We start from the raw sequence: 24,257 nt of genomic DNA, 5'->3' as shown, positions 1-24,257 counted from the left end.
GCGGATAAAATTCAAGTATTTTTGAAATATTTTTACAATTTCAGAATATCCAGAAATCGAGGATCCGCTGCAGACAGTACGACAGCCCCCAGGCCGCTGCATCTTCCTCTGAGCAGTAGTGGCTCTGGCCGATTTCCTCCTGTCCGAGCCGGTAACGGACCACTCCGACTTCATCCCCTGCCTTCACCGGAGCATCCAGGATCGTTTTCATATCGTACTCTGCCACAGGCCGCTCCGTTTCCGATACCAGAAGATGAAAACTCCTCTTCTGTCCCGGACTTTCAGAAACTGCATAAATCCAGTCTTTATACGCTCCTCCCAGCAGAGGGATCCGAAGTCTGTTTTCTTCAAAAGCAAAATCGCAATAGAAATAATTCTGTTTGCCATAGCTGTACAGTTTCTGTACATCCTCCCATTTCCAGGTTTTATGCGGAGGCCAGCCGCATCCTAAAAGTGTGAGGATAAAGCTCCTTTCACCGTCGGACAGTTCAGCCGCATAACAGTAGCCGGCGCCTCCGGTAAATCCGGTCTTTCCGGTCACAGCCTCCTGTGTCATATCCAGGAGAGCGTTATGATTCTGACAGCTGTAGGTATTATATCCCTCAGAGTCAGAAAAAGAATAACTTCGGCAGCGCGTTATCGTTAAAAATTCATCATGTTTTGGAGACATTTTCGTACAATAATGCAGGATTTTTGCCAGCTCAGCGGCTGTTGTACCATGACGGATCACCTCTCCATCTGCGTTTTGCTTCTCTGCATCCAGTCCGTTCGGCGTCAGGAACGTGGTATCCACACAGCCAATATCCTGTGCCTTGCGATTCATTTTTTCCGTGAAAACCTCGACGCTGCCGCTGATATGCTCCGCAATTGCCACTGCCGAGTCATTGTGGGACTCAAGCATCAGGGAATACAAAAGATCCTTAAGCCTGATACGGCTCCCGGTCGGCGCGCCAAGTTTCACCCTTGGCTGTCCTGCCGCTTTTTCTGAAATCTCACAAAAATCCTCCGGATTCCCAAGCTCCAGTGCAAGAATGCAGGTCATGATCTTTGTAGTGCTGGCCATAGGCCGTACCTGATGCTCGTCCTTTCCATACAAAATACGCCCACTGTCTGCATCCATCAGCACGGCACTCAGGGAATGCAGGGATAGCTGCGGTTTCGCCTCTGATACCGGCCGACTGCTCTCAATTGCTATACTTTCCGTACCCTGCCACAGATCCTGCTCCGGGCATACGCTTCCCCACACCGCAAACCCGATGCTGATCCCTGCCATCAGTCCGATGATCCTGTTGTTCTTTCCTGTTCTGTTCAATTCACATGCCCCACGATTATCGCATTGTCTTTCTATCCTATTCTGGTAAAAATCCGGATATTCTGCTATGATAGGAAACATATCAGGCTCACCATGCAGCAACAGGAGAAATAGAATTATGGAATCCAGAAAACGGCTGATCGGACTGCGCACTTCACAGATCCAGGAGGATCCGTTTGAACAGATGAGCCTGTTTGAAGATGAGCGGCAGAAGAAAATGCGGGCTATGGAAAAAGCTGTGGACCATATCCGCGGCCGCTACGGCATCGACAGCGTGCAGCGCGCCAGCTTTCTTAAGGAAAACAGCCCGACTCCCCACGCCGTAAGCTGTAAGAAACATTTAAATCAGGCATCGCAGCATAACACCGGAAAGGAATTCTGACAACATGGACCATATCATCCGCCACTCCTACACTGCTTCCACAGACGGACAGTCCGTAGAAGCACTGCTTCGCTCCCATGGATATTCCAAAAATCTGATCAACCGTATCAAACTGACTGAAGACGGACTGATGATCCGCGGGGCAAAGGTTTATACCACCTTCCGCATGAAAGCCGGTGACCGGCTGGATGTCACATTTGCAGAAGAGACTTCTTCGGAAAATATTGTTCCTGTGCGCATGCCGCTGTCCATTCTTTACGAAGATGAGGATCTGATGGTCATAAACAAAGCCGCGAATGTTCCAATCCACCCATCCCAGGGCAATTTCTCCAACTCTCTGGCAAATGGACTTGCCTGGTATTTTAAACAGAAACAAAAACCCTTTGTTTTCCGTGCCGTCAACCGCCTGGACCGTGATACCACCGGGCTTCTGATCGTCGCAAAAAATGCACTGAGCAGCTGTATCCTTTCTGATATGGTGAGGAACCGCCAGATTCACCGCACCTATCTGGCCGCAGTCAGCGGGAACCTCTCAGGACAGCCGGAAGGAACGATTGACGTTCCCATTGCGAGACTCCCGGGCTCCACGATCGAGCGTGTCCCGGACCCGGTCCACGGAGAAGCTGCGCTGACCCATTATGAGCTGCTCTTCTACCAGCCGCAAACCGACACCTCTCTCCTTAAAATTCACCTGGAAACAGGACGTACCCACCAGATCCGGGTCCATATGAAGCATATCGGCCATCCCCTCTACGGTGATTTCCTTTATAATCCGGATTACCGTTTTTTACAGCGTCAGAGCCTGCACTCCTGGAAGCTGTCCTTTTCACATCCGGTCTCCGGGATCCCCATGGAATTTACAGCCCCTGTCCCGGCGGATATGCAGCAGTTTTTACCAGATGCCCGAACAAATGCCTGCCCTGCAGTCACACAGTAACTTTGCACTAAATTCCGTACAAGTTTCGTTACGAAATTACCTTGAAATGAAATACCCGCTGCTCTATAATTGAAAGTCAGAACACTACTCAGAATGAAAAATATTGCTACAGGGGATTTATGCATGGAAGGTAAAAAAATATCCAACAGTACTATCATCAACGGGATAGCTCTCGGCTTCTCCGTTTCTTTTCTGATTTCTTCGCTGGTCGCAGCCATCTACACAGGAGAACTTGGCAGCATACTCCACGGCTGGTATCTTATCATGACATCACCAAGCCCGCTGGTTACAGACTATCTGGAGATCGGCGGTCTGCCGAGCGCCATGTTAAACGCCGGCGCCTGCGGCATGGCCTGCTGGCTTTTTATGGTCGGTTTAAAAGGAGATTCCCGTCCCAGCACACTGGCCGGTTATTTTCTTGTAGTAGCACACTGCTTTTACGGACTGAACTTTTTGACCATGTGGCCATGCTTTCTGGCCCCGTTTCTCTATCTTCGATTAAAGAAGCTGAATTTTAAAAACAACCTGCACGTCTGCATGTTCACAACTTCATTCAGCCCATTTATCGGTGAACTTTTATTCCGCTACACCCAGGATACCTTTGTGTTCGGGCATCCGACACTAACGGTCAGCGGCGTGCTTTTGACCATCGCCTTTTCGATCATGCTGGGCTTTATCGTACCGGCCATTCTCCCCGGGGCCCACGCATGGCACAAAGGTTACAACTTGTATAATGGCGGACTGGCATTCGGCGTGTTCGGTTTTTTCCTGTTTAACCTTTTTTACAACACCATGGGAATTGATCCATCTTCCAAGCTGACCCGCTTCAATCCGGTTTACGAACAGTTTGGCCGCTCCTTTCAGCTGTATGCCAACTGTTTTTTCCTGCTTGTTTTTATTATCTGCATTCTGACCGGATTTTTCTTAAACGGCAAAAGCTTTCTTGGATATGAAGAGCTGACCCGGGACACCGGACATCAGAGTGATTTTGCCGCTCAATACGGTATGCCGCTCTGCCTCATTAACATTGGCACAGTGGGAATATTCTTCCTGTTCTACCTGGATATCATCATGGTCTACACGGAAGGTGCCGGTTTTACCGGTGCCACCATCGGTGTGATCCTGGCAGCTCTGACTTTTACCTGCATGGGGCAGCATCCGAAAAATATCTGGCCGATTCTTGCGGGATATCAGCTTCTGTATCTATTCACACTGACGATCTGCTATCTCAACGGCAGAGAGATCAGCTGGACCATTACCACGCAGGGATACATCAACGGTGTGGCATTTGCCACCGGCCTGTGCCCGATTTCCGGGCGCTACGGCAGACGCGCCGGCATTGCCGCCGGCTTCATGTGCGCATCCATGTGTACCGCAACCTCTGCCCTGCACGGCGGCCTGGTGCTGTACAACGGCGGCTTCACCGCAGGTATCACAGCGCTTATACTGCTACCGATCCTGGAACATTACATTCCGGAAACCAGAAACTTTATGAACAATAAAAAGCTGAACAAAGAAGATATGATCGCAATTGTTGAAATGTTCCGAACCCATGACTGAGCAGCACAGCGGCAATGCATCTGTTTTCCATGATATTTTTTATATGATAGGACGCAATTTCCTATCATATAAAAAAGGGCTTCGCACATCAGGGATCTAACCCTGTATGCGAAGCCCTTTTGGATAATGATTTTTTACCACACCGGAAACTGCCTTTCCCCATCCAAGAGGATACTCCCCAATGCAGACCAGCGTCCACCCAGAGAGACCGGCCTCTCCACGGACTGTGTTTCCCTTCAGATAATCCAGTACCTGGGGATCTTCCGGATCCAGACGGCACACAGATACTGCATGCTGAGGCTTCAGAAAATGAGAAAGCGCATGGGACGGCTCAAAACGTTTTGTTTTGAATTCCCCAAGATGCAGTCCGGGACGAAGCACTCTCAGACGGTCCAGTGCCGGCATGCCATCCGGCAGCATATACAGCTGATCTCCAAACAGGATCAACTGCTCCATACCATCCTTTAACAGCGCATATCCTCCTTCCGTCAGGGACTTTTCGAAAAATTCCCCGAGATAGGCTCTGCCTGCTTTGTCATTCCAGTATTTTGGCTGTTTTCGCTTCCGGCTGTCTTCCGACGCCCAGGCTCCGTCCTTTTTAAGCAGGGCCAGATAATGTCCCTCTCCCTCCGACTCATGGGGCCAGATGCGGAAGGTGTACTTAAGATCTGTATTTTGATCCTGACTCCATTCCGGGTGCCCGCAGGACAGACCCTCAGGATATTCGCCCGGCTCCAGGCGCACTACCGAAAACTCCGGATGTCGTTTCAAAAAGTCAGAGATTCCGGCTTCATCTTCCTCCGGTGCGAACGTGCAGGTAGAATATACCATTCTGCCGCCCGGCTTTAACATCTCTGCCGCATTGTCCAGAATCTCCTGTTGGCGTTCTGCGCAAAGTTTTACATTTGCCTCACTCCACTCATTTCTGGCCTGTTCATCTTTCCGGAACATGCCCTCTCCGGAGCACGGCGCATCCACGACCATACAGTCAAAAAACTCCGGAAAAAATGAAGCCAGGGTTCCCGAATCCTCATTTGTCACGACAGCGTTGCCAATGCCCATACGCTCCACATTCTGGGAAAGGATCTTTGCCCGCGCCGGATGGATTTCATTGCTGACCAGAAGTCCGCGTCCTTCCAGACATGACGCGATGTGTGTTGTCTTGCCCCCCGGAGCCGCGCACAGATCCAGCACACGTTCACCCGGCTTTGGACCAAGCAAAGCCACAACTGCCATGGCACTGGGTTCCTGAATGTAATATACTCCTACTTCATGGTAAGGATGGCGTCCCGGACGGCTCTCCCGGTCATAATAAAAGCCTTCCCGGCACCAGGATACCGGGCGCAGGGAAAATAAAGCCTGATTTTGACCGGCAAACTCCGCTGCCGGAACCTTCATGGTATTTACTCTGAGTCCCAGAGCCCGCTCTTTTTCATAGCTTGCAAGAAATGTATCGCATGCGTCTCCCAGCATTGCTTTCATTCTTGCCACAAATGCCTCTGGAAGTTTCCAGGTCTCCTGCTGCTGTTCCATCCGTTTCTCTCCTTTATCCGTTTATCCGGCAGCGATTCCTGCTCCCGGTCCTTATTTCCCGTAATTTATAACAAACAAATGAAGGGTTGTCACAACATGGAATCCAGGACATTCTGGAACCTGTCTGCAACAGCCCCTCCACTCTTTACAAAGTATACAGATACAACTGAGAATCCTGAACTATAAGGTTACCTTATAATCGTCAGAACCTTCTCCGTTTACAACATAGTAAGCAACATTTTCTTCCGGTTTTACATAAACTTCAATGGTTTTGATCTCTGCGCCCTTGTGGTTTGCCTCATATGCTTTCACTGCCTTGTCCAGAACATCTTTTGCAACGATCTGTTTGCCTGAGAACTCAATAACTACGCAAGCCTTCGGGTCTGCCTTCTTTGCAGGAGCTTTCTTTGCTGGTGCTTTTTTGGTGGTCTCGACTGGCTTTGCTGCCGGTGCTTCAACAACTGCTTTTACCGGAGTCTCTGCTTTAACCTCTGCTGCAGCTGTCTTAACTTCTGCTTTTGCGGTCTCGGTCTTCGGTGCTGCTTTTGCTGCTGCCTTAGCTGCGTTTCTTCTTGTTGCCATAGTTCTTATCCTCCTCATTCGATTCCAATTATGAATTGCTCCCCATCACCTGTTTTTGACAGACGATGATGGCATTATAAATCGGTTTCCTGTATTTGTCAATGTTTTCCAGTGGTTTACAGGCCTCTGCACACGTTTGTTCCGACTTTAATGCAAAATCATCTCCGCAATATAGACTGCTACACAGGCACCAATGGAAACACGGAACAGATTTCCGTCGATCCAGGCAAGGATCACCCCTGCCACAAATCCGACAATTCCCGTGATCCGGTTTCCTGTTGCAGAAAGGATGGACGGAAACGTCATAACAGAAAGACTCACATAAGGAACATAATATAAGAAAGACTGAATAAACGGATTCCTGATTTCCCTGCGGATCAGCGTCAGCGGCAGGGCCCGCACGGCATAAATTGTCAGGAACATGACCAGAATGGAAGCGTAAATATTATGATGCATGCTGCTCCTCCTGTACCGGGAACAGGATTGCCGCTGCAGCCGAAATCAGCACGGTCAGCAGGATAATCTGAAACCCCGATGCGATATTTTTAAGTCCCGGAATGCTTTGGAATAAAAAGCTTACCGACATGGATATAACTACCACTGCGGCAATGATCTTGTCCTTTCTTGCCGGCGGGATCACCACTGCAAGAAACATGCCGTATATAGCCACACTCATAGCGCTCATGACCGGTGCCGGAAGGATCATGCCCACCATCGTGCCAAGAAAGGTTCCGAGTACCCAGCCGGGCGCTGCCACACTGGCTGCACCGTATTGATAAAACGGATTCAGCTTTCCCGGAACCGTCATGGATATACCAAAGATCTCATCCGTCACCGCATAAGACATGAAGATTCTGTGGAGAAATGGCCTGTTTGGCTGCACCTTCTGGGATAAAGCACTTGACATCAGCAGGTAGCGCATATTGATGACCACTGTAGTAACGATCATCTCCATCACCCCTGCTCCAGATCCGATCATGCTGATCGCCGCAAACTCCCCCGCCGATGCGAGCATCAACGCAGACATCAGGGAAGACTGCAGGGCATTCATCCCTGCCTTACCTGCGGTAATGCCAAGTGTAAAAGCAACAGCAAAGTACCCAAGCGCGATGGCACTCCATCGCGCATTCCCTTAAGAAAAGATATTCTGTCGTTTTGTTGTTCCATAGTCTGCATTATAATACATCCTGACGCATAATGTGGCGGATACGCTCATCATTTAAACCGCGGATAACCTCAACAGCCATTTTAATGGTGGATTCGATATCTTCCTTTGCGCAGAAGTTGTAGTGGGTATGCACATAACGGGACGGAATACCAAGAACCAGAACCGGAACCGCCTGATGGGTCAGATGGATTTTACCTGCATTGGTACTTCCGCCGCGTCTTACCGCATCCTGACACTTGATTCCGTATTTGTCAGCAATCTCATGTGCATAGGCCATAAATGCGTCATTTGCCACATAGCTGTTATCCATATGGCGGATCTGCACACCTTTCTTTAAGCAGCCCTGGGCTACACCGGTACGGTAATAGAAATCGTCTGCCGGAGATCCCTCAAATACGATAGCAAGATCCGGCTTTACCTGCTGTGCAGTCACGGTTGCGCCGCGCATGCCAACCTCCTCCTGGGAAGCAAAGGCACCGACCACATCCACGGCCAGGCTCTCCGTCTCCTTCATCAGGGCTTTCATGGTCTCAATGATGCAGACACAGCCAAGACGGTTATCAAAAGCCTTTCCGGAACAGATGCCGTGTTTTTCATCATAGGAGAAGGTCACATCCGGCATGATCGGATCACCGACGTGGATTCCGTAATCCTCTTCGATCTCCTGTCTGCTGCTGGCTCCAACATCCACCTTTAATTCCTCGATCGTCAGGGAATTGTCGGCCTTCTGGGCAGCCGTTAAGAAATGTACCGGCTTGGATGTAATGATTCCCTTGATTTTTTCGCCTTTACTATTACGCACAATGACACTGTGGGCCGGAAGGCTGGTCATATGAAATCCGCCCAGGGTGATGATACTGAGAAGTCCGTTATCCTCCACGTTCTGGACCATAAAGCCGCATTCATCGGTATGCGCATCCAGCATAAACACCGGGCGGTTTCCCTTTGCGTCCGGCATCGTCGCATATACATTATACATCGCGTCGTTTCTTAAATTCAGCCCCTCGCAATGCTTCTGTACTGCTTTTACTACTTCTTCCTCAAAACCGCTCGGGCCAAAAGCGTTGGTTAAATCCTCAATTGTCTTTAAATCTGCCATGGTTCATATCCTCCCTGTATGTTCTTTTAATATACCACAAATGAATGAGCTGTCACAATATCCATCCAGTTTTTACTGGTAAGACGATTGGTGCGCGCGTCTACTGCCTTCATGCCCGGATAAAAGGACATCTGGTAAGCCTTTTTCAGATCCTTGTAGTTTACCTCATAGGTAAACTGCTCCGGAAGCGTGATTCTGCATGCAGCAAGCTTTGCCTCTATATCACCGGAAAGCACTTCTGTGACGGATGCCTTCAGATCTGCGATCACAGTCTTTGGTGATACATTCCAGGCACTTCCGCCCACACCCTTCTTGGAAGACACCGTCGTGATCTGCGGAACCAGCTCCTTTGAGAGCTCACAGATGCGCTCGTCACCGGATAAGAACAGCACCGGGACACCATACATGGCCGCTGTATAAGTGTTCAGCATGAATTCACTCATCCGTTTTCCGTTTAACTCAATAAAATTGCTAGCCCCCGTGGAAGTATGGCTCAGTGGGCTTCCCGGATCACCGGCGGGTGCATGATATCCAATATAAAACACCGCATCGAATGTCTCATCAAGACCATACATCATGTTGATGGGGTGCCCGCTCTTTCCGCGGATCAGAGTGACATGCTCCGGCATGGCCATTACATCAATGTTGGTGGCATCTCCGTGTCCATCCTTTACTACGATCTCATCCACGCCGGCAGCCAGAGCAGCCTCGCAGACAGCCACGACCTCATCGGTCATCTGCTTTGCATATTTCTGATAAGCCGGTTCTTCTTTGTGGGTTTCATAATTGAGGGTTGTTCCGGCACAGCCTTCAATATCCGCACTGATAAACAGTTTCATTGTTCGTGCCTCTCTTTTTATAAAAATTTCAATTGTATTTTTTCAAAAGACAGCAAAAGAGCCGGTTCATGGCATCTAGTCATCAACCGGCTCCTCTGCCATGTAATTGCTATTATGACTTTATTACTGATGGATCACTGCGTTCTCCGCAGCTTTCGCGTTCTTCTTCGCTTCCTCGGTGTCGTACAGATGGCAGTATACAAAATGATCGTCACCTACCTGGTACTTCTGCGGAGCCTCCGTCTTGCAGCGCTCCATGCACTTCGGGCAGCGCGTGTGGAATTTACATCCGCTCGGCGGATTCAGTGCAGAGGGGATATTTCCCTCCAGAATGATCCGGTCTTTCTTTGCTTTCGGGTCCGGGATCGGAACAGCGGAAAGAAGTGCCTGGGTATACGGGTGAAGCGGGTTCTGGTACAGACTGTACTTGTCTCCCTCCTCAACAAAATTGCCCAGATACATAACACCCACACGGTCACTGATATGCTCCACAACACTTAAGTCATGAGCAACGAAAATGTAGGTCAGGTTCATATCCCGCTTTAACTGGTTCATGAGGTTTAACACCTGGGACTGGATGGAAACATCCAGCGCGGAAACCGGCTCATCGGCAATGATGAGCTGCGGCTGTACAGCCAGGGCCCTCGCAATGCCGATACGCTGACGCTGTCCGCCGGAAAACTCATGCGGATAACGGTTTGCATGGTAATCATCCAGGCCAACACGGCGTAAAAGCTCTACAACCTTTTGATCGGTCTCCTCACGGGTCTTTGTCAGGCCGTGGATGATGAGCGGCTCTGCCACGATATCACGGACTGACATACGCGGGTTGAGGGACGCGTACGGATCCTGGAATACCATCTGGACTTTTTTTCGGATCGGCCGCATCTGCTTTGGTGTGTATTTTGCGATTTCTTCACCATCCAGCACGATGGAGCCATCCGTCGGCTCGATCAGCTTACAGATACTTTTTCCAAGGGTAGACTTTCCGCATCCGGACTCTCCTACGATTCCGAATACCTCGCCGCGTCTTACCTCAAAATCTACATTATCGACTGCTTTCACATAGGACGGCTCTTTTCCAAGTCCGCCCTTTACCGGGTAATACTGTTTCAGTCCCCGGACAACTAATAAATTGTCTGCCATCAGTCCTTACCCCCTTCCTGCATACAGCGCCAGCAGCGGCTCTGATGCCCGTTTCCAAGATCCGTGAAGCCCGGCTCCTCCTCGCGGCAGCGGTCAAACGCGTATTTGCAGCGCGGCGCGAACTTACAGCCCTTCGGCATGTATTTCGGGTTCGGCACGTTGCCCGGAATGGACTCTAGCTCTTCCACGTGCTCTCCCAGCTTCGGAATGGAATTTAACAGGCCTTCCGTGTACGGATGGGATGGCTTGTCGAAAATGTCGTAAACAGAACCTTTCTCGACCACGCGGCCGCAGTACATAACAACGACCTGATCACACACCTCTGCCACGACACCGAGATCATGGGTGATGAAAAGGATAGAGGTTCCGATTTCTTTTTTCAGCTTGTTCATTAGGTCGAGGATCTGTGCCTGAATCGTTACATCCAGAGCTGTAGTCGGCTCATCGGCAATCAGGATTTCCGGGTTGCATACCAGAGCCATGGCGATCATGACACGCTGGCGCTGTCCGCCGGAAAGCTGGAACGGATACTCCTTCATCATCTTCTCCACGCGCGGAAGTCCGGTCATGCGCAGCATCTCGATGGCTTTCTCCTCAGCCTCTTTCTTGCTGACTTTCTGGTGCATGAGGATGGCTCCATGATCTGGTCGCCGATCTTCATAACCGGGTTTAAGCTGGTCATCGGCTCCTGGAAGATCATGGAGATCTTGCTGCCGCGCAGTTTTCTGCGTTCTTCATTGCCGATGTGTACAATGTCCTTGCCGTCTAAGAGGATCTCGCCCTCCTCAATCTTACCGGTGGTTCCCATTAACAGGCCCATGACAGAAAGGGCAGTTACGCTCTTTCCGCTTCCGGACTCACCTACGATACCGAGGGTGGAACCCTCTTTTAACTCAATGTCAACACCATCCACGGACTTGACAATACCGCTGTCCATGTGGAACCAGGTGTGCATGTTTTTGATTTCCAGAATATTTTTGCCGGAGGCATCTTTCGTTGTCTCCACTTTGATTGTTTCGCTCATATTCCTGCACCTCCTTAATCAGTCAGCTTCGGATCGAGTGCGTCTCTGAGTCCATCGCCCAGCAGGTTGAAGCTGAGTACGGTTAAGAAGATCGCAAGACCCGGGAACAGGGTGATATGCCAGCTGTTCATCATGTAAGTACGTCCGTTGCTTAAAAGCAGGCCCCACTCCGGTGTCGGCGGCTGGGCACCCATGCCTAAGAAACTTAAGGAAGACGCAGTCAGAATGGAAGATCCGATGGACATACTGTACTGCACGATGATGTCCGGGATCGCGCTCGGCAGGATATGGTAGAACAGGATACGCTTATCATCCGCGCCGATGTTCTTTGCTGCCTGTACGAACACGCTGTTCTTGGTTGCCAGGGTGTTGCCTCGTACCAGACGCGCAAATTTCGGAATGTTGAACACCGCTACCGCAATGATTACATTGGTCATGCCGCTGCCAAGGATCGCTACGATCGCGATGGCCAGAATGATACCAGGGAACGCGAACAGCGCGTCACAGATACGCATGATAACGGAATCAATGATACCGCCGTAGTAACCGCCGATCAGGCCCAGGAAAGAGCCGATCACAGCCGCGATGCTGACAGAGAACAGGCCGACACTTAAGGAAATTCCGGTACCGCAGATGATACGGGAGAACAGGTCTCTTCCGAATTCATCGGTTCCGAACCAGTGTGCCGCGGTCGGTGCCTGCATGATCGCGTTGTAATCGAAATCGTTAATCCCATACGGAGCAATGAATTTTGCGGTAAAGGAAAGCACTACTAAAAACAGGATGAAAACCAGAGCCACAATGGCGGTCTTCTGTTTCTTAAATTTGCGGACAAACTCAGAAAGCGGAGTGCTGATGTCCGTTTTTTCATTCAGGTTTTCTTCGGCCTGCTTCATTATTTTCTCTTTTGCCATCTTAAACTCCTCCTTTCTTAGTCAAGCTGGATTTCCGGATTGAGCACAGCATAAAGCACATCTACAATCAGGTTGATCACAACGAAATGTAATGAAAAGATCAGGATCAGGGACTGGATCGCCGGATAGTCACGGTAGTTTACGGACTCAACCAGCAGAGAACCAAGGCCCGGGAACGCGAATACAGACTCGGTTACTACGGAACCGCCAAGCAGGAAACCAAACTGCAGGCCGACTACGGTAACAACGGAGATCATCGCGTTGCGGAACGCATGCTTCCATACAACAACACGCTCTCTTAAGCCCTTTGCGCGCGCAGTACGGATGTAATCATCTTTTAATACTTCTATAATAGAGGATCTGGTAAAGCGGGCAATGATTGCCGCGATACTGGATCCCAGTGCGATCGAAGGTAATACGAGACTCTTCAGTGAATCCGCACCCGTGGTCGGGAACCATTTCAGATTCACGGAAAATACCATGATCAGCATAAAGCCAACCCAGAAAGAAGGAAGCGATATGCCGGACACAGCCAGTGTCATTCCTGTGTAATCCTGCCAGCGGCTTCTGTGTCTTCCGGACCATACGCCGAGAAGCACACCCACGATGGTGCTCCATGCGAGGGCCAGCAGGGTCAGTTTTGCCGTATTGGCATAGCGGTTGGAAACCTCCACCGCAACCGGACGCTTGGTCCGGAGAGATGTACCAAGGTCACCTTTCAGCAGACCCGTTACATATGTAATGTACTGTTCATGAATTGGTTTATCCAGACCCAGTTCTTCTCTAACTACCTGTACATCTTCCAGCGTTGCCTGCGGACCGGCTACCAGACGTGCCGGATCACCCGGGATCAGCCGTACGAAGAAAAATACGAAGGTTACCACAATAATCAGGGTAGGTATCACTCCAATGATTCTTTTACCTATGTACCTTAACATACACTCAACACCTTTCATTCTTTTTGGGGAGTACCCCCTGTTAATCGGATTCTTTTTCCTGCAAAAATGGTCCGGCGGATCAGATTTCCGCCAGACCACCTGTTTTGCAGTATATCATTCTGTCAGATCTGTTTCTTAGCTAAATATGGATTACTTTGCCAGCTTAGCGTTTCTTAAGTTCAGGCAGTTATCCGGGAAGACCTTTGCGTCCACCATCTTTGCGGAGCTGGCCCAGGTGTTGTTGTCGTTTGCCAGACATACAAGCGGGCTCTCCTCCCAGATGATATCCTGGGCTTTTGCGTAAGCCTCAGCTCTCTTGGCATCATCCGCGGTAGATAATGCGTCTTTTAAGAGCTGGTCAACCTCTTCGTTCTCATAGTAGCAGATATTGTAGCTTGCCGGCGGCTCAGATTCGATCGCCATTAACGGACGGATACCCCAGTCAGCATCACCGGTAGACGGGGACCAGCCGATCACATACATATCAACCTCTGCCTCAGAGCCAGGAACATTCACATCCTGGATCTTCTGGTTTACCACCGCGCTCTCAAGAGCGTTGATCTCAACGTCGATGCCGACCTGAGCCAGCTGCTGCTGTAAAAACTCACACTGCTTTAAGTTTGCAGTAGTAGAAGCACACATGATGCTGGTCTTGAAGCCATCCGGATAACCGGCCTCAGCCAGTAAGGATTTCGCCTTCTCGATGTCATATGCATATACATCGTTGCCCTTGTAGAACTGGACGTTCGGTCCGATGATGGAGGTTGCCGGAGTTGCCACACCGTTCTTAACAACTGCGCAGTAAGCATCCTTGTTGATCGCGTAGTTGATGGCCTGACGGACTCTCACATCATTAAACGGTGCTTTCTGGTTGTTCATCATCAGGTAACGTACTACGATACCCTCTTCCTGGCCAACTGCTACATTGCTGTCGCCACGCAGAGTCTCAATGCTCTCGGTCGGAACCGGCCAGATGAACTGAGCGTCGCCGGACTGCAGCATTGCGACACGGGTTGCGTTCTCAGATACCGGCTTGAAGGTAATGGTCTTGAAACCGGCATCCGGGTCTACTAAAGCGGTGCCGCCGCAGATATCTGCGTTATAGCCCCACCAGTCTTTGTTTAAAGCGATGGTAGCGTGCTCACCTGCTACCCACTCTACGAAGGTGTACTGGCCGGTACCAACCGGATTCTTAGCGCACTCCTCGTTGCCCTTTGCGATGACTGCCGGACTCATAACAACACAGGCCGGATGAGCCAGAGTCGGGATAAATGCGCCGAATGGATTTTCCAGGGTTACCTTCACGGTGTAATCATCAACGATCTCGGTCTCTTTTAAAACGTTGCAGAGTAGGGTCGTTCTCTTTAAGCCAAGGTTCTTATCCCCCCAGCGGTCAAAGTTTGCCTTTGCTGCCTCTGCGTTCCACGGAGTACCATCGGAGAACTGGATGCCCTCTCTTAAGTGAATGGTGAACTCGGTAGCGTCGTCGTTTGCTTCGTAGTCGGTAGCCAGCATCGGGATGATCTTCATATCATCATCGAAGCCGAACAGACCATCCATCATCAGTCTCTGAATACCGCCGGATAAGGTATCACTGGTATCCATCGGATCCATGGTAGTAAAGTCTACCAGCATTGCTGCGGTGATGTCGGTATCCTGGGACACGGACTCTCCCTCTGCCAGTTCTACGGCTGCGGTAGTTTCTGCTGCCTGTGACTCACCGGAAGCTGCTGCAGTGGTCTCAGAAGAACCGGAGCCGCCGCACGCGGTCAGTGCACCCATAGCTGCAGTCAGGAGTACAGCCAGAAGCTTTGTTTTTGTCTTCTTCATAAAATGATCCTCCTCTTCTTTTTTTCAAAGGTCTTTACACGTTTTTATGTTCCGCGTATATAAAAAAAGCATGGAACATACTTTCCCTTTTCGTGTATGCACCCTTGCATGGTTTTTATTTTACACTTTATCACATTACATTGTCAAACAGAAAAATGGTTTTTTTGATAAATATCCGCACTTCTTTGTTTTATTAATAGTTTAGGTTGTTTTATGCATTATTATGCATTATAATATGCCTATTAAAACCTTGATTCCAGTGAAAGGAGCATCTGTCATGTCTCACTCCAAACCGTCTGCCACCGTCAATCAGAAAAACAGTGTACTCATCATTTGCCTACATCCCGGCATCCGCCGGGAATTTCAGGACTATCTCTCTGCCCTGCTTGGCGAATATATCAGCTTTCATATCCTGGACCCTTACCAGATCCACGACCCGGCACAGATCCGGGACTATTCCTGCATCCTGTTTGCCAGCAGCCGTACCAGGGAAGCATTTCCCATTCCGGTACCGGAAAACATGACACAGCTTGTCTGCACCCGCACCTTTAACCCGGCTTCTCTCGATCGGATCATCCGGATTCCGCAGGGGGCCTCGGTCTATCTAGTCAATGATACCAAAGAATCTGTTCTGGATATTCTTGGCCAGCTCCAGGATGCCGGCATCACACAGTACCATTTTGTGCCTTTTTACCAGGGCTGCACCAGGACAGATGAATCGATCCAGTATGCCATCACCCTGGGTGAACCAAAGCTGGTCCCGGCCCATGTTCCCAATGTCATCAACATTGGAAACCGGATCATTGATATCTCCACGATCCACGATCTGTGCACCTGCTTTCACCTTCCTTCCAGCCTCACCAATCAGATCACCCGGACTTACGTCAATCGGATCCTTCAGATCCTACAGCTGACCGGAACGCATTACAGCAACTACGTTTTTTCCAAGCAGGTTTTACAGGCAGTGATGAGCAACCTTTCCGTCAGTCTCTGTCTTATGACAGATGAAGGCCGGATCAGCATGCTGAACCGTGCCTTCTGTCAGGACTGGGATATTCCGGAAACCGGATGCATGAACAGCATGTTTTCATCCTGGCTGCCTTCCCAGTATGCTTCCCACAATTTCTGTCAGAGTGCGGACTACCAGCTTGTCAGCCGCAGCGGTCTGCGACGCCAGCTCAGCGTGCTGCATCTTTCATTTCCCGGTCATAAAACGCTGTATCTGTTGAGCAGCCAGCCGGCATCTGCCTCTCCGGATCCGGATATTACCCCCATTGATATCCGTGATCCCTCCTCAGATTTTTACCGGCTTAACAGCGGTTTTGACAGTATCATCTCCGTCTCCGGCCGTGTCCTGAACATGCTGGAATACGCCCGCCGCCTGGCGCTCTACGATTTCCCGGTCCTGATCCAGGGGGAAAACGGAACCCAGAAAAAAAAGATTGCCATAGCCATCCACAAGACTTCCAGCCGCAGACAGAATCCGCTGATCATCTTCAACTCCCTGTATACCGGATTGGAGGCTGAGGAGCATCTGAGGCAGGCTGACAAGGGTACTCTTCTGATCGACGGTGCAGAACGACTTTCGCTCACAACCCAGGATACGCTCATCAGCATCCTGCAAAACACAATGACAGACCTTGATATCCGCATCCTGGCCACCACGAGTCAGGATCTGTATCAGAATGTTCTGGACGGAAGTTTCCGGGAAGAGCTCTTTTTCCTTTTAAATGCGGCCTCCATTGACACCGTCCCGCTTCGTGAACGCCGGGAAGATATTCCCATACTCATGGAACACTTTTTCCGCGAACTGTTTCACGATTCCAATATCCGTCTGAGAGATCTGATTTCTTCCAGTCTGATGAATTTTCTCATGAGCTACGAATATCCGGGGAATATCCAGGAGCTGTTCAACCTGAGCCGGTACTTTTTCTCTCTGTACTCCGCTCACCCACTGGTTCTTTCCCAGCTTCCTTCCTATATCCGGAACCGGGTCAGCCAGCCCTTCAGCGAAAGCAGCGCATTAAGAAATCAGGTGCTGTCTTTGATCGCTGAGACACCGAGAATCGGGCGCGGCGCCATTCTGACAGCCCTGGCCGGAAAAGATATTGCCGTCAGTGAGGGAAAACTGCGCGGACTGTTAAAAGAGCTGGCAGATGACGGGCTTATCCGGGTCGGCAGGACCCGAAGCGGCTGTGAGATCACAGAGCTTGGACTTGCATCTATCCGGCATTGATGTTATACTAACTGTCACATCTGACAAAGAGAGGTATTCTATTATGCTGCCAAAGATCGGAATTACAACCATAAATACCAAAAATCCCACATCCGGCGCACTTCTTTCCACGAACGGCTGGACTTACAACGATGCAGTAACCAAGGGCGGCGGGGTTCCGTTCCTGCTTCCTTCCGTCACAAATGAAGAGCTTTTAGATGCCATGACAGAGGCCTGCGATGGCTTCATCTTCAGCGGCGGTGCAGATATCACCCCCTGCTGCTACGGGGAAATGGCTCATCCGCTGGTAGGTGACACAAGTCTGATGCTGGACCGCAGCCAGATCGGACTGATCCGCCGTGTCATCAAAGCCAGAAAACCGTTTGTGGCTATCTGCAGGGGGCACCAGGTCTTAAATGTGGCCTGTGGCGGAACCCTGTATCAGGATAACAGTCTGCATGGGGAAGGAACCGCAAGACACATGATCCGGGATGACCGTGGTGATGTGAGCCATCAGGTTTCCCTCAAGCCAGGCACTACTCTCTATAACATGTTTGGTGAGCGGATCTGGACCAACAGCTATCATCACCAGAGCGTGAAAAAGCTGGGGGACGGCTTAAAGATTTCCGCGACGGCCGATGACGGCATTGTAGAAGCCATTGAGCTGATCGACTACCCGTACGGCCTCGGCATCCAGTGGCATCCGGAAGCTATGCTCCTGGCTTCTGATGATATGCTCCCGGTCTTCACCGGACTGATTGCGGCAGCCAAAAAAACGGCCGACAAATAATCCTGCTCAAATACCTTCAACGCCAAAAGCGGACTGCAGGCAGAAAAATCGTTTCTCTCATCCTGCAATCCGCTTTTTCTATACAATTTCTGTTGATTGTCTGAACGAATTCGTTACTGTTTCGAATCCTGGTCTTCAAGATACTCCGCCAGACTGTAATAAAGTTCTCCTGCCAGTCCGCGGGTCCGCTCTGCTGCTGTCATGGAATTTAAGATTGCTTCCTGTTCCGCTTCTGCAACGGCAAGAAACGCCCGGTTTATAATCTGCTCCGGAATAGCCTGAATGTGAAGCAGTTCCTCCTCGTCGTTGGATGGGATCCGGTTTGCTGTGGTAAATCCGATCATGACCTCACCGCTTCCATGTCCGGTATAGCCGCCCGTGCGGGCAATGCCTACGCCGGTTCTCCGAAGAATACGCTTCAGCTGACGGCTGGTCAGCGGAAGATCCGTAGCCAGAATACTCATGATAGAACCTTTGTCTTCTTCCGATGCTGCCATATCATCCTTTTCCTGCTTCCAGTCCAGAATCTCTGCACCGACAGCCTCTCCATTTAACACAAAATCCTCTGTTGCTCCAAAATTTGACTGGACCAGCACTCCAATGGTATATTCTGTTTCTCCAATACGGATTACACGGGAAGCAGAGCCAATACCACCCTTCAGGCCATAGCAGAGCGTTCCTGCTCCGGCTCCCACATCTCCCTCTTCAAAATCATCGGAGGCAGACGCAAAGGCACGGCGGACCTCTGCTGTTCCCACTGCCCGCTTTTGAATCTGATTAATGCGGCAGTCATTGCACTCGCCCACTACCGGATTGATGCTCATGGGATCCAGACCATCCTGCTTACACTGTTCCACCACGATATCCACCATGGCATCCCATACCTTTCCTACATTTAAGGTATTCGTCAGGGCAATCGGGGTCTCCAGCGTTCCCAGTTCTTCTATCTGAACCAGTCCGGCACTTTTTCCAAATCCATTGTGAACATAAGCTGCTGCAATATATTTCTTTGCAAATGCATTGTCCCCGCCGGGAAGGACTACCGTCACTCCGGTATGATTTTCTTCTGTTTTTACCGTGCAGTGTCCGACCTTTACCCCAGGCACATCCGTAATCTTATTTCGTTTTCCGGTCTGCAGGCGTCCAGGCACAAGGCCAAAGTCCCGGATTCGTTTTCTCTCCATGTTATTCTTCCTCTCTGCTTTTTATCAGGAACTGCCACAGCAGATCATTTCCCGATTTCACTTAAATATTTATCACGCAGCTTCTGGATCAGTTCCGGATTCTTCATACCGACAGCCCTTTTGTTTAACTCCATGGCACGCATGCTCGGATGGCTGGTACTGGTCACCAGGATCTCATCTGCGGTGTAGAGCTCTTCCAGGGTAAATGCACGCTCCTCTACCGGGATTCCCAGTTCACCGCAATAGCGGATGATGTGCTTTCTCTCAGTTCCCGGAAGAATCAGATTATCTAACGGATGCGTAATGAACACGCCATCCTTCACCATGGAAATATTCGAATGTGAACATTCCGTCACAAAGCCGTCCCGTACAAAAACAGTCTCATTGCAGCCTGCCTCAGATGCCTGCTGGGCTGCCATGACATTCGGGATCAGATTCAAGGTCTTGATATTGCAGTGATAAAAACGGGTATCCGGAATGCTGATCAGCCGGTATTCATCGGACATCTGCACACCGTTCCAAGGCTTGCTGTATACATACAGATTGCTGGAAACTCCCTCTCCCGGGAACAGATGATTGCGCGGAGAGGTTCCTCTGGTCACCTGCCAGTAAAGGAACTGGCAGCTGCTCTCTAACTTCTGAACCAGATCCGTCAGAAGCGCGCCGACTTCTTCTTTTGTATAGGGAAGTTCAATGCGAAGCATGGCTGCACTGTTGAACATGCGGTCCAGATGATCCTGCAGGGCAAAGATCTTATGATCAAATACCATTGCCGCCTCGTAAATTCCATCTCCAAAGTAGAATCCGCGGTCATTAGCCGGAATCATCATATCGTCAATTGCCGTAATTTTTCCATTATAATAAGCAAGGTCCTTCATCTTATCCATACTATTCTTCTCCTTATCTTCCGGCTCATGTCAGCTTTGCTGCACTGTCATTCTTCTACAGTACAGATTGCACTGTCATGAAATCCGCATATGTCTTTGCTGTAAGTATACAATGGAGATTTTTAAAAGTAAATAGTTGTGCCAAACGAACCTTGAAGCTTTACGGGCTTTAGCGGCTCAATGTCAGCGGCAGCGTGCGAACAGCGTAGATTGTGAGAAACATGACCAGAATTGAAGCATAAGTATTATGCTGCATGATGACTCTCCTCTTTGACCGGACGTAACATGGCTGCTGCCGCAGAGATCACGACAACCGCCGCGAGCACTTCTTTTTTTATTTGATATCAGGCCCGAAAGCCCGTTTCATTCTATCTCAGTCCAGACGGCAAGTTAGCCGACCGACCCAAAAAAAGGTCTATTTTTGAGAAAAGCTATAGGTGATAGTGACTTTTTTATCATTTTGTATTATAATTCCTATGGAAACATCGAAAGAAGGATAAACCATGACAAGCAAAGAATTATTATATGTAAAAACGGTAGCAGACGAAAAAAATATATCCCGGGCGGCCAAAAAGCTCTTCATTGCCCAGCCATCCTTAAGCCAGTCGATCCAGAGGATTGAGGATTCCGTTGGCGTACCCTTGTTCAACCGGACAGCCGGAGGACTCACACTGACCTTTGCCGGGGAACGCTATTACCACATGGCTGTCCAGGTATTAAAGATCTATCAGGATTTTGAAATGGAAGTCAGCGACATCAATAACCTGAAAACCGGCAAGATCCATCTGGGAACGACAAATCATTTGGGGACGCTGGCTTTGTCGAAAATTTTGCCTAGATTCTGTGACTTATGCTCTAATATTGAGTTGACCATATCCGAAGAAAATTCTTCCAGATTAGAGCAGATGCTCATGTCAGGTGAACTGGATTTTGCAATTATGCATACACCAGCAGACATTCGAACCCAGCCACAATTCAATTTTGACATTATGAGGCGTGATCCCTTCGTAATTGCGCTTTCTCCGACACACCCGCTGATTGAGAAAGCCGAGCCAAAGGAAGGTTACCCTTATCCAGTTCTGGATGTCCGTCTCCTAAAAAACGAATCATTTCTGATGCTCCACAAATCACAGCGTATTCGTCAGATTACCGATGAAGTACTTCAGTGTGCCGGAATCTTACGCCCCAAAATCCCACTGACACTGCGTAATTTCGAAACCGCTCAGCTCCTTGCAGCACAAGGTCTTGGTGTTACATTTGTACCATTGGAATATTCTCAGATTACATCAGAAGAATATCACCCTACGCTCTTATCCATTGATAATAAGTACCAAGCCTATTGGGATATGTGCATTACTTCTTTGAAAGACGGCTTCCTGTCAAAAGCAGACCAGCTCTTCATTCGCATTGCCAAAGAAGAACTGTCCTGAAGACGGCCTTGCCCGTCTTTTTACTTATTATTTTCCAATTTTGCTTAAATATTTGGTAATCTTTCCATTATAATATGCCAGATTTTTCATTTTCTCCATTGTTTTTTCTTATTTTCAATTTGACATTAAGTATACAATGCGGATTTCCAAAAGTAACTAGTTGTGGTAAACTAGAGGAGAATCATGCAGTAACATGCATCAAAAAAACGTTACACGCAAGAATATAATAGGGAGGCATCATGTTCTATGGAAAAAATCAAAATGACCACACCGCTTGTCGAAATGGATGGCGATGAAATGGCCGCAATTCTTTGGAAAGAAACCAGAGAGAAGCTGGTTCTTCCTTTTGTAGATCTCATGGTCGATTACTACGATCTCAGTATCCGCAACCGTGACCGTACCGACGACCAGGTTACTGTGGACTCCGCCAACGCTGCTAACAAATACGGTGTTTCCGTGAAGTGTGCCACCATCACACCAAACCTGGAGCGTATGCAGGAATATCAGTTAAAGAAAATGTGGAAAAGCCCAAATGCAACCATTCGTTCCATTATGGATGGTACCGTATTTCGCGCCCCAATCCTGATTAAAGGCATTGAACCGTATATCAAGACCTGGACGAAGCCAATCACCCTGGCCCGTCATGCGTATGGCGATCTTTACCGCGCTTCTGAAATGAAAATCGACCAGCCCGGCAAATGTGAACTGGTCTTTACTGCTGAAGACGGAACTGAAACCAGAGAACTGATCCATAACTTTACCTCTCCGGGCATTGCACAGGGTATCCACAATCTTGACGCATCCATTCGCAGCTTTGCGCGCTGCTGCATGACTTACGCGCTGGATGTCAAACAGGATCTAATTTTTTCTGCAAAAGACACCATTTCCAAAGTTTATGACCGGAACTTCCGCGAAATCTTCAAAGACGTCTTTATGAGCGAATTTATGGAAGCCTTTGAGAAAGCCGGAATCACATATCAATACTGCCTAATCGATGACGCAATATCCCGTGCCGTTAAAAATCAAGGCGGCTATGTATGGGCGTGCCAGAACTACGATGGCGATGTCATGAGTGATATGCTTGCAACTGCCTATGGTTCTGCCGCAATGATGACTTCCGTTCTGGTATCCCCAAATGGCAAATACGAGTATGAAGCCGCTCACGGAACCGTACGCCGCCATTACTACCGCTATCTGGAAGGCGGAGTAGCCTCCACGAATCCGCTTGCAATCATTATGGCCTGGGCCAGTGCTCTGGAAAAACGCGGAGAACTGGACCAAAACAAAGAGCTGGAAAACTTTGGCCGCCAGTTAAAAGCAACTGCAATAGAGACCGTCGAAGACGGTATTATGACCGCAGACTTAAAAAATGTCACAACGATCAAAAATCCACGGATTGTAACCGGACTTGTGTTCATTGCAACCGTTCAGGAACGGCTTATGGCACTGTACAAATAACAAAATATCGAATTACAATCAAACAGGAGGCTAATCAAAGAAATAATTAGCCTCCTGTTCCATTCAGATCATCTTACAAATTGAATTTTTGTTTCATCAGATCGATCAGAAAACGCTCTGCCCGCCCGAGATACATATCCTCCTTATACACTGCGTTGACACTCCAAAATTCCGGTGTCACTGAAAAATCATAACAATTGAAACGCTCCATTCCGCCAAGTGCATCTATTGCCCGTTGCGGAACAATTGCCACGCCCAATCCCGCTGCAGCCAATTGAACAGCTGAAATACAGCTGGATAGTTCTATCATAATCTTGGGATCGATGCCATATTGCCGCAACACAAGATCTGTCTTTTTACGAATCGCATGGCCTTTTTTAAGCATAACAAATGGAAGATTTGCCATCTTGCTCAGATTCACGCACCTGTTTTTCCTCTTACCTTCTGTCATATTCAAGACACTCGACTCATCAAGAAACATATCTTCTGTAAGCATGCTTTCTTCCGCCACCAGCAGAAGCTGCTCCCGATAAATAGATTCTGCTTTCAATCCAACCGGAAGTTCTCCCTGGCTGCGTGGAATTACGTAAAAGCTGATATCATCCCGCAGAATTGCCTTAAGAAGTTCATCGGACTTTGCCTCCATCACCTGCAATTCAATTCCAGGATACTGCTTCTTAAATTCCGGGATCACTGCCGGAAGCATATACCAGCCCGTTCGGTTGGCATACCAAAATTAATGCGGCCTTTTTCTCCAAGTCCTGCATCGATCAATTCCTTTCGCAGATTATCACTCATGAGCAGAATCTTTCTTGCTGTCTCCACATATTTCTCTCCAGCATATGTGATCGTAAGAGGTGAAGTTCCACGATCGAATAATTTCACGCCAACATCCTGCTCTACCTTAGAAACAATATGGCTCAAGGAGGGCTGTGATATATAAAGTTTGCGTGCCGCAGCCGTGATACTGCGGCAATCCGCAACCGTTGTGATATAGAGCATTTCGCGAAAATCCATACAATTCCTCCT

At 49.2% G+C, this 24,257-nt stretch carries 22 protein-coding genes and 1 pseudogene; 7 read left to right on the top strand and 16 right to left on the bottom strand.

Annotation, left to right across the window (positions count from 1 at the left end; all coding sequences use genetic code 11):
• Positions 1 to 40: 40 nt before the first annotated feature.
• The gene (locus DXA97_RS09165) at positions 41 to 1,312 is read right to left on the bottom strand and encodes a D-alanyl-D-alanine carboxypeptidase (RefSeq protein ID WP_243032191.1); all 1,272 of its coding nucleotides are present in this window, start codon (positions 1,310 to 1,312) and stop codon (positions 41 to 43) included.
• A gap of 118 nt (positions 1,313 to 1,430) precedes the next feature.
• On the opposite strand from DXA97_RS09165, the gene DXA97_RS09160 reads away from it, so the two are divergent.
• From DXA97_RS09160 to DXA97_RS09150, 3 genes are all read left to right on the top strand, one after another.
• The gene (locus tag DXA97_RS09160; protein ID WP_118719688.1) at positions 1,431 to 1,694 is read left to right on the top strand and encodes a hypothetical protein; all 264 of its coding nucleotides are present in this window, start codon (positions 1,431 to 1,433) and stop codon (positions 1,692 to 1,694) included.
• A gap of 4 nt (positions 1,695 to 1,698) precedes the next feature.
• Entirely contained in the window at positions 1,699 to 2,631 is a 933-nt protein-coding gene (locus DXA97_RS09155; RefSeq protein ID WP_118719686.1) for an RluA family pseudouridine synthase, read from the top strand.
• Between the two features lie 123 nt (positions 2,632 to 2,754).
• A complete protein-coding gene (locus DXA97_RS09150; protein ID WP_182436850.1) occupies positions 2,755 to 4,191 on the top strand; it encodes a DUF1576 domain-containing protein in 1,437 nt (478 codons plus the stop codon).
• A 96-nt stretch (positions 4,192 to 4,287) separates the two neighbouring features.
• Here DXA97_RS09150 and DXA97_RS09145 read toward each other — a convergent pair whose 3' ends face one another.
• The 11 genes and pseudogenes from DXA97_RS09145 to DXA97_RS09095 all read right to left on the bottom strand — a co-directional run bounded on the left by DXA97_RS09145 (position 4,288) and on the right by DXA97_RS09095 (position 15,264).
• Complete coding sequence (locus tag DXA97_RS09145) at positions 4,288 to 5,724, bottom strand: RsmF rRNA methyltransferase first C-terminal domain-containing protein (protein ID WP_118719682.1); 1,437 nt, start codon at positions 5,722 to 5,724, stop codon at positions 4,288 to 4,290.
• A 180-nt stretch (positions 5,725 to 5,904) separates the two neighbouring features.
• On the bottom strand, positions 5,905 to 6,306 hold the full coding sequence (locus DXA97_RS09140) for a DUF6465 family protein (protein WP_118719681.1): 402 nt from the start codon (positions 6,304 to 6,306) through the stop codon (positions 5,905 to 5,907).
• Between the two features lie 147 nt (positions 6,307 to 6,453).
• Entirely contained in the window at positions 6,454 to 6,762 is a 309-nt protein-coding gene (locus tag DXA97_RS09135; protein ID WP_118719679.1) for an AzlD domain-containing protein, read from the bottom strand.
• The gene (locus tag DXA97_RS09130; RefSeq protein ID WP_347561535.1) at positions 6,752 to 7,357 is read right to left on the bottom strand and encodes an AzlC family ABC transporter permease; all 606 of its coding nucleotides are present in this window, start codon (positions 7,355 to 7,357) and stop codon (positions 6,752 to 6,754) included. Before DXA97_RS09130 ends, DXA97_RS09135 begins: the two co-directional genes overlap by 11 nt.
• Before the next feature lie 124 nt (positions 7,358 to 7,481).
• The gene (locus tag DXA97_RS09125) at positions 7,482 to 8,573 is read right to left on the bottom strand and encodes a M20/M25/M40 family metallo-hydrolase (RefSeq protein ID WP_118719677.1); all 1,092 of its coding nucleotides are present in this window, start codon (positions 8,571 to 8,573) and stop codon (positions 7,482 to 7,484) included.
• 26 nt (positions 8,574 to 8,599) lie between these two features.
• Positions 8,600 to 9,412, bottom strand: coding sequence for a M55 family metallopeptidase (locus DXA97_RS09120; protein WP_118719675.1), 813 nt, complete (start codon positions 9,410 to 9,412; stop codon positions 8,600 to 8,602).
• Positions 9,413 to 9,535: 123 nt separating this feature from the next.
• Positions 9,536 to 10,558 carry a dipeptide ABC transporter ATP-binding protein gene (locus DXA97_RS09115; RefSeq protein WP_118719673.1) on the bottom strand — a complete coding sequence of 341 codons (1,023 nt, stop codon included), beginning with the start codon at positions 10,556 to 10,558 and terminating at the stop codon, positions 9,536 to 9,538.
• Positions 10,558 to 11,582, bottom strand: a pseudogene (locus DXA97_RS09110) (ABC transporter ATP-binding protein). The gene DXA97_RS09115 and the pseudogene DXA97_RS09110 overlap by 1 nt, the downstream one beginning before the upstream one ends.
• 14 nt (positions 11,583 to 11,596) lie before the next feature.
• On the bottom strand, positions 11,597 to 12,478 hold the full coding sequence (locus DXA97_RS09105) for an ABC transporter permease subunit (RefSeq protein ID WP_118719779.1): 882 nt from the start codon (positions 12,476 to 12,478) through the stop codon (positions 11,597 to 11,599).
• A 35-nt stretch (positions 12,479 to 12,513) separates the two neighbouring features.
• The gene (locus tag DXA97_RS09100; protein ID WP_118543091.1) at positions 12,514 to 13,434 is read right to left on the bottom strand and encodes an ABC transporter permease subunit; all 921 of its coding nucleotides are present in this window, start codon (positions 13,432 to 13,434) and stop codon (positions 12,514 to 12,516) included.
• A 150-nt stretch (positions 13,435 to 13,584) separates the two neighbouring features.
• The gene (locus tag DXA97_RS09095; RefSeq protein WP_118719671.1) at positions 13,585 to 15,264 is read right to left on the bottom strand and encodes a glutathione ABC transporter substrate-binding protein; all 1,680 of its coding nucleotides are present in this window, start codon (positions 15,262 to 15,264) and stop codon (positions 13,585 to 13,587) included.
• Positions 15,265 to 15,541: 277 nt separating this feature from the next.
• On the opposite strand from DXA97_RS09095, the gene DXA97_RS09090 reads away from it, so the two are divergent.
• Together DXA97_RS09090 and DXA97_RS09085 are read left to right on the top strand one after the other, a co-directional pair.
• Positions 15,542 to 17,500: a sigma 54-interacting transcriptional regulator gene (locus DXA97_RS09090; protein ID WP_118719669.1), complete on the top strand. Its 1,959-nt coding sequence runs from the start codon at positions 15,542 to 15,544 to the stop codon at positions 17,498 to 17,500.
• Positions 17,501 to 17,543: 43 nt separating this feature from the next.
• A complete protein-coding gene (locus DXA97_RS09085) occupies positions 17,544 to 18,269 on the top strand; it encodes a gamma-glutamyl-gamma-aminobutyrate hydrolase family protein (protein WP_182436849.1) in 726 nt (241 codons plus the stop codon).
• 113 nt (positions 18,270 to 18,382) lie between these two features.
• Here DXA97_RS09085 and DXA97_RS09080 read toward each other — a convergent pair whose 3' ends face one another.
• Both DXA97_RS09080 and DXA97_RS09075 read right to left on the bottom strand, forming a co-directional pair.
• Positions 18,383 to 19,453: a P1 family peptidase gene (locus DXA97_RS09080; protein ID WP_118719665.1), complete on the bottom strand. Its 1,071-nt coding sequence runs from the start codon at positions 19,451 to 19,453 to the stop codon at positions 18,383 to 18,385.
• A 44-nt stretch (positions 19,454 to 19,497) separates the two neighbouring features.
• Positions 19,498 to 20,331, bottom strand: coding sequence for an aminotransferase class IV (locus DXA97_RS09075; RefSeq protein ID WP_118719777.1), 834 nt, complete (start codon positions 20,329 to 20,331; stop codon positions 19,498 to 19,500).
• Positions 20,332 to 20,843: 512 nt separating this feature from the next.
• On the opposite strand from DXA97_RS09075, the gene DXA97_RS09070 reads away from it, so the two are divergent.
• On the top strand, positions 20,844 to 21,770 hold the full coding sequence (locus DXA97_RS09070; RefSeq protein ID WP_118719663.1) for a LysR family transcriptional regulator: 927 nt from the start codon (positions 20,844 to 20,846) through the stop codon (positions 21,768 to 21,770).
• Between the two features lie 246 nt (positions 21,771 to 22,016).
• A complete protein-coding gene (locus tag DXA97_RS09065) occupies positions 22,017 to 23,228 on the top strand; it encodes an NADP-dependent isocitrate dehydrogenase (RefSeq protein WP_118719661.1) in 1,212 nt (403 codons plus the stop codon).
• Between the two features lie 73 nt (positions 23,229 to 23,301).
• Here DXA97_RS09065 and DXA97_RS09060 read toward each other — a convergent pair whose 3' ends face one another.
• Positions 23,302 to 23,934: a LysR family transcriptional regulator substrate-binding protein gene (locus tag DXA97_RS09060; RefSeq protein WP_118719659.1), complete on the bottom strand. Its 633-nt coding sequence runs from the start codon at positions 23,932 to 23,934 to the stop codon at positions 23,302 to 23,304.
• The gene (locus DXA97_RS09055) at positions 23,919 to 24,245 is read right to left on the bottom strand and encodes a LysR family transcriptional regulator (RefSeq protein WP_118719657.1); all 327 of its coding nucleotides are present in this window, start codon (positions 24,243 to 24,245) and stop codon (positions 23,919 to 23,921) included. Before DXA97_RS09055 ends, DXA97_RS09060 begins: the two co-directional genes overlap by 16 nt.
• Positions 24,246 to 24,257: the final 12 nt, after the last annotated feature.

The organism is Clostridium sp. OF09-36 (genome assembly GCF_003481985.1).
Taxonomy (GTDB): domain Bacteria; phylum Bacillota; class Clostridia; order Lachnospirales; family Lachnospiraceae; genus Brotaphodocola.
Note: the sequence above shows the minus strand (reverse complement) of the source record. Positions and strands in the feature narration are given on the sequence as shown.